The sequence below is a fragment of the Allohahella marinimesophila genome (assembly GCF_039538005.1).
GTDB classification, from domain to species: Bacteria; Pseudomonadota; Gammaproteobacteria; order Pseudomonadales; family Oleiphilaceae; genus Allohahella; species Allohahella marinimesophila.
In genome coordinates this window covers 479,710-492,921 of record NZ_BAABBO010000001.1, presented here as the reverse complement: position 1 = coordinate 492,921, position 13,212 = coordinate 479,710, and the positions used below count along the sequence as shown (strand labels likewise).

The following is a 13,212-nucleotide window of genomic DNA, read 5'->3' as shown; positions in this document are numbered from 1 at the left end:
TGATCATCGATCATATTAAGGCATTTGAAATGATGGTATCGCTCGCCCTTCCCATGGCTACCTGATGATGAATAGCCACAGTACTGACACGCAAGCCTCTGAAGCGCTTGCGAATTTCCCTCATTCTGCCATGCAGGAGCAGTTCTCGGTAGCGATAATCGGCGCTGGAGCTGCTGGTATTGCAGTGGCAAAGTGCCTGAAAGAAGCTCGCCTGGATTACCATATTTTCGAGCGGCATACGGATTTCGGGGGTGTATGGGACATCATGGCCCCCGACTCTCCCATGTATGAATCGGCGCACCTGATTTCCTCGAGGGCGTCTTCGTCGTTCAGCGATCAGCCGATGGACGAGCGCCTGCCGGATTATCCGTCGCACCGGCAGGTGCTGGCCTATCTCAGGAGCTATGCGCGACAGCACAGACTCTATGATTCAGCGACCTTCAATACGACCGTCAGCGCCGTAAAGCCTGAGGGAGCGCGCTGGAGTGTAGAGACTCATACTGGCCGGAGGTTCATTTTCGATGCCGTTATCTGTACGACAGGCATGTACTGGGACCCGGTCATGCCGGACTTTGCGCGTAAGGCGCAGGCAGATGCGACCAACCAGTGTCGAATCATGCACTCGCGCGAATACTGTGATGGCACCTCACTCGCGGGGCAACGGGTTCTGGTGGTTGGTGGTGGCAACTCAGGCGCGGATATCGCCTGCGACGCCGCAATTCACGCTGCCCAGGCCACGATCATTGTTCGCCGAGGCTATCACTTTCTACCGAAATATCTGTTTGGCATACCGACAACTGTAGTGGCAGATCACTTTCCCACGTGGCTTCCCTTTCGCCTACAGCAGCTCATGATGTCCAGCGTACTGCGCAGAACGCTCGGCAGCCCTGAGCAGTTTGGCCTGCCGAAACCTGACCACGGTGTGCTGGAGACCCACCCTGTGGTGAACAGCCAGATTTTACACCATTGCGCCCATGGCGATCTGAAAGTCCGTGGCGATGTCGTGTCCATGAGTGGCAAACGCGTCAACTTCAGTGACGGCAGTAGCGGTATATTCGACACCGTTATCTGCGCTACCGGCTACGAAGAGCGCCTGCCCTTTCTGCTCGACGATCTGCTGCCGAAGAAGGATGGCAAGCCAGATCTGTACTTGCACATGTTCAATGCCGAACAGCCCACACTCATTGTGATGGGGATGATGGAAATCGATAACGGTGCCCTGCCCGTTTTCGAAGCCTGTGCAGAGGTGATAGCACACTATCTTCAGGACAAGGCCTCGGGCTCTGTCAATGCACAACAGCTGGAGCAACTCATGCATCTTCGACCGGATACTCGCGGTAATCGCAAGCTGCTGAAAAGCCGGCGGCACATCAATTATGTCCACAAGCCAAGCTATCTTGCCCAGCTTAGGCGACTGCGCAAGCTGATGGGCTGGCGGGCGCTACTTTCATCACCAGCTCAGCCCGAAGCCAGCACCGGCGACGTGCTCACCGAAATCTAGCCCAGGCTAGGTCAACTGTGCCAGGCCATCGCGTCTGAGTAGAAAGGCCAGACAGACCGCTCGAGCTATCACGAAGGCCACGAAGGCCGCCCACAGGCCGTCATTGCCGAAACCGCCCCCCAGTATCAGCGCCAGGATGAAGAACGCTACCGTGGACACGATGGCTGCATTGCGCATACCCCTGGTAGCGGTCGCACCGATGAAGACCCCATCGAGGTGAAAGGCCGCCGACGAACAGGCAATGTAGGCTACAGCCCAGTGCAGACTTTCGTTGGTCTGCCTCAATACCGCAGGCAGATCGGTCAGCAGCCCGACTGCCATGTCACCGCCCAGCGCCAGCCCTGACGCCAGAAAAACACCAGTCACTGCCGCAAGTCGGAAGCAGCGCCAGCTCACCTGTTTCGCCAAGGTCAGATCGCCCTGCCCACGGGCCCGGCCAACAAAGCTTTCGGTCACGAAGGCAAAGCCGTCAAGAAAGAATGCACTGAAGGCGATGAACTGCAACAGAACATGGTTGGCTGCCAGAACTTCATCCCCGAAGCTGGCGCTGATATTGGTGAACCAGGCGAAGGCCAGTAAGAGCATCACGGTTCTGATCATGACATTGCCATTGGCCTGCATCAGGGCAAGCAGCGCAGCGGGGGCCAGTATGACTTTTTTCACCCAGACGAAGTCGGGTGTCATATTGACTGGTCGCCGTCCCAGCACAGTAGCCAGATATATGATGGCAACGATCACAGTGACGTACTCGGCCACTATGGTCCCGAGGGCGATTCCGGCCACGCCCATCTGAAAATGGGCAGCAAAGATAAAGTCGAGCAGAATGTTCAGGCCGTTTAGCAGCAGTTGGAGCCAGAGCAGCGCAGATGTGCGGCCGGCGCCGATCAAAACGCCGAAACAGACATAGGTCAGCAATGTGGCAGGGGCGCCCCAGACTCTGATGTCAAAGTAGACCGCCGCCAGACCTTCAACCGCGTCGCTGGCAGTAAAGGCCGTGAAGGCCAGCCAGCTGATCAGCGCCTGGGTTAACAGAATACCGCTGGCGATCACCAGTGCGATGACCGCGGCTCTGCCGACCACCGCTAGCACCCGGTCGGCAGTCTGATCATCCCAGCACTGGCTCACAAAGCCCGTCGTGGTCATCCGCAGGAAGCCGAACGCCCAGTAGACAAAACTGAAAATGAGAGAGCCGAGGGCTACAGCGCCAAGATCAGCAACGCCTGCGTAATGGCCAATAATGGCCGTATCGGCCAGCCCGAGCAGGGGCACAGCACAGTTCGCCGCGATAATCGGGGCTGCAGATAACACAAGGCGGCCGTAGCCCGGTGGGTTGCTCATCTTGGTCCGGATGTGATGTCGTCTCCTCGCGCTGCTCGGAGTACACTGCAGTTGGCACGGCAGTGTAGCAGCAGAATGATCGCAGAAGGAATGCATACCATGACCACCTCAACCAGAATAACGAAAGGTAACGCGGCAGAACACCAGAGGAAAGACTCGCAGGAGATCTACTTCTATGGCACCTGCCTCATCGACCTGTTTCTGCCGCAGGCTGGCATCGATGCAGTACGCCTGCTCGAACGAGAAGGCTTGAAGGTGCTGTACCCGCAGGCGCAAACCTGCTGTGGTCAGCCTGCCTTCAACAGCGGTTACCGACGCGAAGCACTGGCAGTCGCGAGAAGCCAGCTTGCACTGTTTCAGAAGCCCATCCCCCTCGTTATCCCCTCGGGCTCCTGCGCCGCCATGTTCCGGAAGGATTATCCGGACCTGTTCCGTCACGAGCCCGAATACGAAGCGGCGCTCGATCTGGCTAGTCGAGTATATGAACTGGCTGAATTCATGGTTGATGTGCTTCAGGTGCAGCTCTGTGATCAGGGCGCTGAAGAAGCCGTGATTCTGCATTCTTCCTGCAGTCTGAGACGCTCGCTGTCCGCCCATGATCAGACGCTCGCACTGCTCGGACAATTGAATAAGGTCCATCTGCAGGAGCCGGATCGCGCCAGCGACTGCTGCGGCTTCGGTGGCACCTTTGCCGTCAAGCAGCCGGCGCTGTCCGCCGCGCTCACTCGCGATAAATGCGCCAACATTGAAGCCAGTGGCTGCAAGCGCCTTGTTGGCGGGGACCAGGGCTGTCTGATGAACATCGACGGCATGCTACAGCGCCAGAACAGTGATATTGAAAGTCAGCACATCGCCACTTTCATCTGGCAGCGTACCTCATGAGCCATACCGACTTTCAGGATCGTGCCGCCGTCACCTTGAACGACGTGAAGCTGACTACAGAGTTCCGCAATGCCATGGATTTCCTGCGCAACAAGCGTAGTAGTGTCATACCTTCACGGGACGAGTTCGAGGCACTCGCCGCCCGTGGGCGCGCCATCCGTGAGGAAGCCCTCGATCAATTGCCAGATTTGCTGGTGGCGCTGGAAAAGCGCTGCCTGGCCAATGGCATTCAGGTGCACTGGGCAGAGGACTCGGCCCAGGCCTGCGAGATCGTCGAGGGCATAGCGAAAGACCGGCAGGCACGCAGCTTCATCAAAGGTAAATCAATGGCCAGCGAAGAGATTGGCCTCAATCATTTTCTTATCGAGCGCGGTTACGAGTGCCTGGAATCGGACATGGGCGAATATATCGTTCAGCTCGCCGGCGAGACGCCTTCGCACATCATCATGCCGGCCATCCACAAGAGCAAGGTAGCCATTGCAGAGCTCTTTGCCGAACGCATCGAAGGCCATCGATACACCGAGAACGTCGATGAACTCATTGGCGCTGGACGGGCAGTGCTTCGTGAGAAATTTGAAGCCGCCGACATCGGCATTTCGGGCGTGAATTTCGCCGTGGCCGAGACGGGTACGCTGTGCCTGGTCGAAAACGAAGGCAACGGCCGCATGTCTACAACGGTTCCGAACACTCACATTGCGATATGCGGCATTGAAAAGGTGATTCCACGCCTTGAGGACCTTCCAACCTTGCTGAGCCTGTTGACCCGATCAGCGACCGGACAGAAGATCACCACCTACGTCAACCTGATCTCTTCACCTCGTCAGCCCGGTGACCTGGATGGCCCGGCCGCAGTGCACCTCATACTGCTGGACAACGGTCGTAGCCGGATTCACCGTGATCCAGAGCTTCGCGAAACTTTATTGTGCATTCGCTGCGGCGCGTGCATGAATCATTGCCCGGTCTATACCCGAATAGGTGGCCATGCTTATGGGAGCGTCTACCCCGGGCCGATTGGTCAGGTCGTTGCACCCCAGCTTGAAGGCCTGGCGCAGCACGGCGAAATAGTCGAAGCCTGCACGCTCAACGGCGCCTGCGGCGAGGTCTGCCCGGTAGGCATCCCCCTGCCCGGTCTCATTCGCCGGCTGCGCGAGCGTAAACGTCACACGCCTGATGAACAGGCTGATGCCGATGCGGTACCGGGCAGCGGTCGTGGACGTTCCTGGTTTGAAGCCGGCCTTTGGAGGGCCTGGACCCTGGCAGCTAGTAGCCCTCGGCTATATAGTCTCATCCGACTATTCGTCACTCGTGCGAGAGCCCTGATACCTCGAAGAATTGGCTCATGGTCGAGCGTGAGGACGCAACCGAAACCGGCGCCTCGCAGTCTCAACGAACTCATGAAGGACAGGCATGTCTGACTCAGAGCAACAGAGCGCGCGCGAACGGATTCTCGATCGCCTCACGACAGCGCAGCCAGAGACCGCACCAGCGGACAATCTGCCGATGACACCAAGTGCTTCAGAATCAGATTCGAGCGCGCGCCCACGCAGTGCGAAACAGCAGCGTCAGCTGGTCTCTCAGCTGGCTGATGCCTTGTTAGCCTCACACGCTGAAGTCCTACATGTGCGTGAAGACGATTGGCCCCATACGCTGGCGACCCTGGCGCAGGCAGAGCAGCTCCGAACCTGGTTATGCCATCCCGCTTGTGAGGCCGGTCGGATGTTCAGCACTTACATTGGCGACAGGCAGCCAGGGGCGCTGAAGCTGAGGCATTATTCAGGCGAGTATCCTTTGCCAGCAGATCAGGCAGGGACCAGACAATGGCCTGACAAGGCAGCACTGTTCCACAATATCGATGCTGGCCTGAGCCATGCAACAGCGGGCATTGCTGACACAGGGACACTGCTTCTATTCAGTTCGCCCACTCAGCCAAGACTGCTGTCACTGGTACCGCCGGTGCACGCTGTTACCCTTCGCTACTCTGCGATTCAGTCGAACATGGCCGAGTGTATGGCCACAAACGCTGTCTTTCGCCAGCGGCCGCTCCCAGCGAATATCATCTTCGTATCGGGACCATCGAAGACCGCAGACATTCAGCAGACGCTGGCCTATGGTGCTCACGGACCAAAGCGGCTGATCGTCATGCTGATCGATGACCTGGCGCAGTTCAGCTCGACGTCATCCTGAAGATACCCTGAGCGTTGGAACTATCGAAGCGTAAATCCAGTGAACGCCTGCCCTCGTTATCCACGATTTCGCCGCGCTGAATGAACTCGAAAAAGGAGCCGGGTACCCAGAGCGCATCCTCACTCGGTTGCGCCTGTTCCACCGAAGTCATCGGCCGTGATACCGGCGCCGCGTGAAATGCCGTCTGCTGAACCTTGGCGTGACGGGCCACTTCGATCTCCGGCTTGATCGCCCGGCCTTTTTCGCGCTGTACTGCCTCTACCGCCTTGATGTCATCTACGCGGTCGGTGGCATGATTGAAAACGTTGCCTTCGGTGCTGATCCATGCCATCTCACGGGACTCGGTCTTCAGCAGATGATAATCCTCGAGGCTGGGCAATTCGTGATACCGCTCGAAACAGCCCACCAGTTTTGGCAACAGTTTGACCGCGTCGTTCATTGGCAGCACATGGTGCTCGGATAATTGCTCCAGGAGGCTATCATCATCTGAGCTGAGCGGATCCTGCTCAGTACCCAGAATGGTGGTCACAACAGCCTGGAATTGCTCTGAAAACTGTTCCGGGTAAAGCTCACTGACGAAGAACTGCGACAGACTGTCGGGCAGATCCTCAGAGGCGTATACGAAGCCACACATTCTGATTTTCTCGAGCGGGTACTCGCCGGCCAGGTGGTACCCCAGCGGCTCGAGGATCCGCTTGAAAGCCAGGTGACCTGATGGCAGCCCAGCTTCATGATGACGCTGATACCGCACTGTGCGCAGAGCGCCGTGGTCGAGCATGACCTTGCCGCCTCCCTGCCACTTTTCTCGAACGTAGGCAGCGCCGTCGGGTACTCGCTCGAGCAGACGATGCAAAAGCGCAAGATTCATCGCATGAGCAATCAAGCTGCGGTGGATACCGTCACGTTCCGACGACGCAAGCGGACTCGGGTGCTGAACACCGTTGATAATTGTATCCAGCGTCGAGTCGTCCCAGCCAAGTCCGTTCTTCAACAATTCGCGAAGCTGCTGGCGAAAGGTGGTCTGCTCGCCGGATTCATCCGTCGATGACGCTTGCTCTTGCCTCATGGTTCACTCCTCTATCGGGGAAATACACAATTTGTCTTGAGGTCCATGCTACGCCTCTTGAATCATTGGTGCATCCTGAACAAGCTGTAATCGCCAGCTGAAGCCTGAGTTCGTCTACAAAGACCTTCGCTTCGTAAGTAAAAGAGTATGCTTCAATCTTCCCGAGATCGCCTATGCTTCGACCCGCTCTCCTAACGCTGGCATGGGCGGCGCTGTCAGCCTGCTCTGTTCCAGACCTTCAACGTAGCTCACCTCGTGAACACTATCTGGCGGGGCTTGAAAATGGCGGCCTTCTGCAAACTCGACTCGTAGATGAATGGCAGACGGCGGCTCGTTCAGCGCTCAATGCGCCGGCCAGACTGGCATTACCGGTGAGCGAGACCATCTGGGTCGAACAGGCGACACCACGTGCGCTCGCCTATCGAGTCAGCCTGCTTGAAGATCAGTTTCTTCACGTCATGGTTCAGAGCTTGCCGTATGATGCGCTCAACGCTGCGAATGGCGAAGTCCCACCATCCCTGATTAATCCCCTGGATCAGTCTACCGCAGGCAGCCAGGGAAAAGTTTTCCATGAAGTCTATTCGGATCCTCAGGCAGAACCTCATGCCTGGCTCAAGCCCCACGATGAGGGCTCAGAATCCGAGGGAAATGAGATCGATCATAGCGAAGCTGATGAATCGCAAATCGATCGGGCCTTCTGGCAGGTGGACGCGGACGGTGAGTACACCCTACTGATACAGCCTGAGCTTCTGGCTGCGGGTCGCTTCAATATCACGATCAGCGTTCGCTCTGCTCTTGCCTTCCCGGTGTTTGAGAGAGACAACACCGCCGTGAGAAGCTTTTTCGGTGCGCCGCGTGATGGTGGGCGCCGTGCCCATCACGGTGTCGATATCTTCGCACCGCGGGGCACTGCAGTGCTTGCCGTAGCCGATGGAACGGTAGCCCGGACTGGGGATACGCCTCTAGGTGGCCTGCATGTCTGGCAGCGATCAGCCAGTCAGGGTCATCGTTATTACTACGCCCACCTGGACAGTATTTCTGTTGCGGCTGGTGACCGGCTCAAAGCGGGCGATGTAATTGGCACCGTGGGAAACACCGGCAATGCCCGGCTCACACCGCCCCACCTGCATTTTGGCGTTTATGCGACATTCAGTGGACCGGTAGATCCTCTGCCGATGATCAGCCTGCGTAGTAATAGCCGACCTGAACTCACCGACAATAGCCCGCAGCCGGCGCCAATTCTCGAAGTGGATGCTGCACGACTCAACGTCCGCGCTGGCCCCTCCACAGCCGACCCCATGCTTGAACAACTCATCGCTGGACAACGGGTCGCCATTGTAGCCAGAGCAGGCGCCTGGTATCGCGTACGAACCCTGGAAGGCAGTACTGGCTACGTGTCCGGGGAGTTTCTCAGGGCGCCAGTGAGCGCAAGGCCTGAAACGGACTCAGGATGAGCGGTCGAGCAATTGATGCAATGTGGAGAGATCTCTGACCACCGGCACGTCGTCCTCGCGGGGGGCGCCTTCAGGATTGAACCAGATCGCCTTCATGCCTACTGCCAGAGCCGCATCGACATCCTCTTCTGCATGATCGCCGATATGAAGACCTTCGTGAGCTTCGACGCCTGCCATGCGCAAGGCTTCTTCGAACATATAAGGCTCAGGCTTCGGCCGCATGGTCTGTTCGGCAATCAGATGTCCCTTGAAGTACTGCTTCAGCCCTACCCGCTCGAGATCAGCATTGCCGTTGCTAATGGCGATGATTTCATATTGACGGCTGAGTGACTCGAGCACTTCACGGGCAAAGGGGAAAAGATCGATGCGGTTGCGCTCAGCGAAGAACACTTCAAAACCGGCTTCGGTCACCTCATCCAGCATTTTTGGGCTGAGTGAAGCGGGTGCCAGTACTTGCTGCATCAGTTTACGCCTGAAACGGGAAGGCTGCCGACCAAGGGAGGGGTCCTCTTCCAGAATTGCAGTGCGTGCTAGTTGCACGGCATCATCATGATACAGCGGGTGCAATTCTGGGTGGGTTGCTTCCAGCCAGGTTCTGAACGCCAGATTGGCGCGGTCGATAACCGGCCACACATCCCACAGCGTATTATCCAGGTCGAAGGTCAGCAATCGGATATTGTGAAAGTCAGTAAAGGAAGTCATGTATGCCCGTAAGGTGGAGTAGTGACTCCGATAAGGAATATGAATGGAGTCAGCCCAGCAGTTGATACGTCGTGAGTGCTTTTGCAGACGCATAAAAAAAGGCTGCCGAGGCAGCCTTTGATTCATCAGCGCATTATTTACTGCGCAGTATGCACAACCTTTACAGCGTCGGTCACGGCACTGCTTGGTACATAACCAATGATGTTGGGATTGCTGGATACCAGCTCGATCATCTCACTCACAGTGGCTTCGGACGGTTGAGTGCCTTTGCCTGTGAAGATCAGTTTCGACCAGTAGGCCTTGAGCTGCGACGAACTCTTGTCGAGCACTTTCGTCTCGAATTCTTCGCGTTCCGCAGCAGAAGACTCCAGGTTTACCGGAACAGCCTTCGCGCCGTTGCTGAAGGACTTTTCCTTGCCAAGGAATATTCGCTCGATGGCTGTGGCATCAACAGTCGCTGAGTTCGACGGATGAACAATCACAGACACTTCAGCAAAAGACACGGCAGCAAAAGTCGTCAGACACAGGGTAGTCAGTACTTGAATAGCTCTCATTGTCAACACCCCGTTAGAATACAAAGTCAAGGCCGACGGCAAAAATTTCTGCCTCGCGCTGTGGATTGTCGTCATCCATCACCGTGGTGTAGTCCGCCTTCAGGGCAACGGCGGCATCGAAGTCATATCTGACGCCGAAGATGTAGAACTCACTGTCTTCTACCTGAGCGTTCTGAAGCGCATTGACCCCCGCAACGAGACCCACCAGGCTGTCTGGCTGGAATCCTGGCGGCACCGCCGCGTTTACAGCAGAGGCCAACTGGTCAGCAGCATCAGTGCTGGCGTCGTTCTTGTCCTGGCCATAGGTAGCGTGGAAGGTATATTGACCGAATCTGTAACCGCCGGTGAAATACCAGGATTCCTGATCCGCAAGACTTGATTCGCTGAAGTTCTGATCGCTGTACTCGGCAAGGACGAACACATCGCCATTATCCCAACCAGCATACAAATCCCAGGTGAACACCTCGATATCGTCGTTCTTAAGATCACGAACGTCATTCGCGATGGCGCCGCTGATCAGACCCTGGGCCACCAGACCGTCCAGTGCGTCCTGACCAGCCTGATTTTGGCCGAACACGCCCTGTAGACGGGGGTCTGCCCCTAGAATGTCGTACGAGAGTTCAGGAATGTAGGCGAAGTTCGCGCCAAAGTTGAATTGCTGAAAGTTGAAATCGAGCGAAAGAATATGGCTCAACTGAATGTCTATCGTCGATGGGTTACCTCCGGTAGAAGGAACGAAATCATCGATTGTCGAACCGAGGATGTTGTACTGAAGATTGACTTCGAGATCCCCAGCATAGGTCTGATACGCTGCACCGACGCCGTCGCCGGAGGAGAACGGTACCGAGTATACGCCCTGCGGCAGTCTCAGCCATGGATAAGCATAACCGACATCCACGTAGCCGGAATATTTGTACTGCTTGAAGCGTTGGCGCCCGAAGAACAGCTTGAGGTTCGAAGTGGCTTCATAAGATAGATAGGCCCATTCAAAGGTTGGATCGTACTGATCTTCACCACGCGCCAGAATCTGAGCCGTGGCCGACCACTTTTCACTCAGACGAGAGCTGACCTGAACTGCGAAGCGCGATTCGTTCTGAAAATCGAATTCGTCATCGATGCCGTAGAGGTTTTCATCCTCGTCACTGGTCATGCTGCCAATGATCGAGCCGAAACCGTTGATGTCAATAGAGTTGACATCAAGCGCATGAGCGGTAAATGGCATTACCAACCCGACGCACAGTGAAAATGCAGGTAGTTTCATCGCATACCCTTGAGGTTGTAGAGATACAACTCAAGGTATAGCCATGGAACAGCCGCTAGTCAACTAAAGAGATGAAAAAATCCGGCATTTAAATCAGCGGTTTAGCAGCAAGATAACCGCTGTGTAATGTCTTGGTGACGCGCCTACAGCGCGTCTACACCCGTCTCGCCCGTTCTGATTCTGACGACCTGATCAAGCGACTGGACGAAAATCTTTCCGTCTCCAATCTTGCCTGTGTTGGCCGCCTTCGTGATCGCGTCGATGGCTGTGTCGACCTGATTATCGTCGACGGCAATCATCAGCTTGAGCTTGGGCAGAAAATCAACGACGTATTCTGCGCCGCGGTAAAGCTCTGTGTGGCCCTTTTGCCGTCCGAAGCCTTTGACCTCTTCGACAGTCAGGCCATTGACACCGATTTCCGAGAGATTGGTTCGGACATCATCCAGCTTGAACGGTTTAATGACAGCAATGATCATTTTCATGGTACGTAATGCTCTTGATCAGAATTAAATGAAGTGCCTGGTCAACCCCGAGAGGTGCTTAAAAGATTTCACATTGATCATGGCCTCTGACCGCAGTATAGCCCATGGCTGGACGCTGCCGTCAGGGGCCCCGCGCTCTGGAGCGGGTCCCCGTACTGTAATATATCAGCCCAGCTTCTTATTCTCACCCATATTAGGCGTTTCATCCTTGATATTTGCCTTGGTGATCTTGAAAAGCTGCACGAGCTTGCTCGAAGGTGAATCCCAGTATTGCGCAAGATAAGTATCAATCTTCAGCAGCGCCACATCCTGGCTGTTCTTGCCTTCAGGAAACCAGGCAGATACAACATCGTTCCAGTAGGTATCGATCGTGCTCTGATCGGTCACGAGCGTCGCCACACCTGATACCGACACGAAGGTCTTCTTCGAGGGATCACTGAACGCGACGTTGACTTCGCGATTGTGCAGAATCTCATCAACCTTGGTATCAGATCTGTGGGTGAAAAAATAAAGCGAACCGTTGAATTCGTCCTGCACCAGTTGCATCGGACGGCTTTGAAGAAAATCACCGTTCCAGTTGGCCAGCATCCCTGTACCGACGGGCTCGATCATTTTCCACAGCTTAGCGGTTTCGTCTTTTGAAAGCATAAAGGGTCTCCTTGTATTCAGTCTTTTGCGGGGGCTTTCAGACAAGCTTTGCCGCATCTCACTGTATGAGTACGCAGAAGACCGGGAATTGCGCTACCCGACCATAAGTCTCAGTTGAAGGGCCCTAGATTCGGCGCTCTGTGCGGCGCAGCGCAATCAGCAATTCGGCATCGGCGGGTGAGAGATGGCAGGTCCTGACCAGATCATCGGCGGTGGCCCCGGCATTAACGAGCTTTTCCGCTTCAGCGAGGTCGAATTGCCCATCGGTGGACGCGTGGTTCACCGACTGTTGCGACTGCTCACTCTTCTGCAAGCGCTGACTGAGCATGACAACGCGCCGGCCAACCCCTCGCTCGCCTTCAGCAAGAATCTGCAGTTTTTCCTGCTGCACCTCGACCTGGGATTGCAGACGCTGACAATCCCTGCGCACACGAACCAGATAAGCCAGTGTCAGAATTGAAAAACCAATGGCGACGATGGCAATGATCGAGATGACGAGCAGAACGCTGAACTGATGTCGAAGCAGTAATTCGCTCATTCAGGCGACCTGACGGGAAAACCTAGCCGCCCCATTCTTCATCCAGCATCAACTTTTCGAACTCGACGAGAATGATCAGCTCGCCATTCTTGTTGCAGACGCCGTGAATGAACTTGGCGCTCTCTTCGTTGCCCACATTCGGCGCTGATTCAATCTCTGACTGCCTCAGGTAGACGACCTCAGCGACCGAGTCGACGAGTATGCCCATGACTTGAGAATCAACCTCGATGACTACGATGCGACTGCTGTCGGAGACTTCCGACTGGGACAGTCCGAAGCGCTGGCGCGTGTCTATGACAGTGACGACGTTACCACGCAGGTTGATGATGCCCATGACATAGGAAGGAGACCCAGGTACGGGGGCAATTTCGGTATACCGAAGAACCTCCTGAATCTGCATCACATTGATGCCGTAGGTCTCATGATCCAACCTGAAGGTAACGTATTGCAGTACCGGATCGTCTGAAGCTTTGGCCTGTCCGCTGCTGGATGCCATAGTGTAGTCCTCTTTGTCTGGCAGCTGTTCGTGGCGCGCACAGCCTGCGGAAAATCCTGGAATGTCTGCATTGAGCATAGATCATCGAAGGCCAAATGCCAGAGCC

Annotated in this window: 14 protein-coding genes; 5 read left to right on the top strand and 9 right to left on the bottom strand. The window is 55.8% G+C overall.

Features of this window, described 5'->3' with window-relative positions:
• Positions 1 to 64: 64 nt before the first annotated feature.
• Positions 65 to 1,501: a flavin-containing monooxygenase gene (locus tag ABD735_RS02195; protein ID WP_344802837.1), complete on the top strand. Its 1,437-nt coding sequence runs from the start codon at positions 65 to 67 to the stop codon at positions 1,499 to 1,501.
• A gap of 6 nt (positions 1,502 to 1,507) precedes the next feature.
• On the opposite strand, the gene ABD735_RS02190 is transcribed toward ABD735_RS02195, so the two are convergent.
• Complete coding sequence (locus ABD735_RS02190; protein ID WP_344802835.1) at positions 1,508 to 2,839, bottom strand: MATE family efflux transporter; 1,332 nt, start codon at positions 2,837 to 2,839, stop codon at positions 1,508 to 1,510.
• 99 nt (positions 2,840 to 2,938) lie between these two features.
• Between ABD735_RS02190 and ABD735_RS02185 the strand changes: the two genes are divergently transcribed.
• Genes ABD735_RS02185 through ABD735_RS02175 form a run of 3 tightly spaced genes read left to right on the top strand, consistent with a single transcriptional unit; the run spans position 2,939 to position 5,905 of the window.
• The gene (locus ABD735_RS02185; protein ID WP_344802833.1) at positions 2,939 to 3,721 is read left to right on the top strand and encodes a (Fe-S)-binding protein; all 783 of its coding nucleotides are present in this window, start codon (positions 2,939 to 2,941) and stop codon (positions 3,719 to 3,721) included.
• Positions 3,718 to 5,136, top strand: coding sequence for a LutB/LldF family L-lactate oxidation iron-sulfur protein (locus ABD735_RS02180; protein WP_344802831.1), 1,419 nt, complete (start codon positions 3,718 to 3,720; stop codon positions 5,134 to 5,136). The genes ABD735_RS02185 and ABD735_RS02180 overlap by 4 nt, the downstream gene beginning before the upstream one ends.
• Entirely contained in the window at positions 5,129 to 5,905 is a 777-nt protein-coding gene (locus ABD735_RS02175; protein WP_344802829.1) for a LutC/YkgG family protein, read from the top strand. Before ABD735_RS02180 ends, ABD735_RS02175 begins: the two co-directional genes overlap by 8 nt.
• On the opposite strand, the gene ABD735_RS02170 is transcribed toward ABD735_RS02175, so the two are convergent.
• Positions 5,886 to 6,971: a 2-oxoadipate dioxygenase/decarboxylase family protein gene (locus ABD735_RS02170; protein WP_344802827.1), complete on the bottom strand. Its 1,086-nt coding sequence runs from the start codon at positions 6,969 to 6,971 to the stop codon at positions 5,886 to 5,888. The genes ABD735_RS02175 and ABD735_RS02170 overlap by 20 nt on opposite strands.
• Positions 6,972 to 7,144: 173 nt before the next feature.
• Between ABD735_RS02170 and ABD735_RS02165 the strand changes: the two genes are divergently transcribed.
• Positions 7,145 to 8,425 carry a peptidoglycan DD-metalloendopeptidase family protein gene (locus ABD735_RS02165; RefSeq protein WP_344802825.1) on the top strand — a complete coding sequence of 427 codons (1,281 nt, stop codon included), beginning with the start codon at positions 7,145 to 7,147 and terminating at the stop codon, positions 8,423 to 8,425.
• Here ABD735_RS02165 and ABD735_RS02160 read toward each other — a convergent pair.
• From ABD735_RS02160 to ABD735_RS02130, 7 genes are all read right to left on the bottom strand, one after another.
• Positions 8,417 to 9,127 (bottom strand): HAD family hydrolase, encoded by a 711-nt coding sequence (locus ABD735_RS02160; protein WP_344802823.1) that lies wholly within the window; start codon positions 9,125 to 9,127, stop codon positions 8,417 to 8,419. The genes ABD735_RS02165 and ABD735_RS02160 overlap by 9 nt on opposite strands.
• Positions 9,128 to 9,264: 137 nt before the next feature.
• Complete coding sequence (locus tag ABD735_RS02155; protein ID WP_344802821.1) at positions 9,265 to 9,681, bottom strand: type 2 periplasmic-binding domain-containing protein; 417 nt, start codon at positions 9,679 to 9,681, stop codon at positions 9,265 to 9,267.
• Positions 9,682 to 9,694: 13 nt separating this feature from the next.
• On the bottom strand, positions 9,695 to 10,942 hold the full coding sequence (locus ABD735_RS02150; RefSeq protein WP_344802819.1) for a hypothetical protein: 1,248 nt from the start codon (positions 10,940 to 10,942) through the stop codon (positions 9,695 to 9,697).
• Positions 10,943 to 11,085: 143 nt separating this feature from the next.
• A complete protein-coding gene (locus ABD735_RS02145; RefSeq protein ID WP_344802817.1) occupies positions 11,086 to 11,424 on the bottom strand; it encodes a P-II family nitrogen regulator in 339 nt (112 codons plus the stop codon).
• Between the two features lie 165 nt (positions 11,425 to 11,589).
• Positions 11,590 to 12,072, bottom strand: a complete 483-nt coding sequence (locus ABD735_RS02140) for a pyridoxamine 5'-phosphate oxidase family protein (RefSeq protein ID WP_344802815.1) — start codon at positions 12,070 to 12,072, stop codon at positions 11,590 to 11,592.
• 124 nt (positions 12,073 to 12,196) lie between these two features.
• Entirely contained in the window at positions 12,197 to 12,610 is a 414-nt protein-coding gene (locus ABD735_RS02135; protein ID WP_344802813.1) for a DUF2802 domain-containing protein, read from the bottom strand.
• Positions 12,611 to 12,632: 22 nt separating this feature from the next.
• Entirely contained in the window at positions 12,633 to 13,106 is a 474-nt protein-coding gene (locus tag ABD735_RS02130; protein WP_344802811.1) for a chemotaxis protein CheW, read from the bottom strand.
• Positions 13,107 to 13,212: the final 106 nt, after the last annotated feature.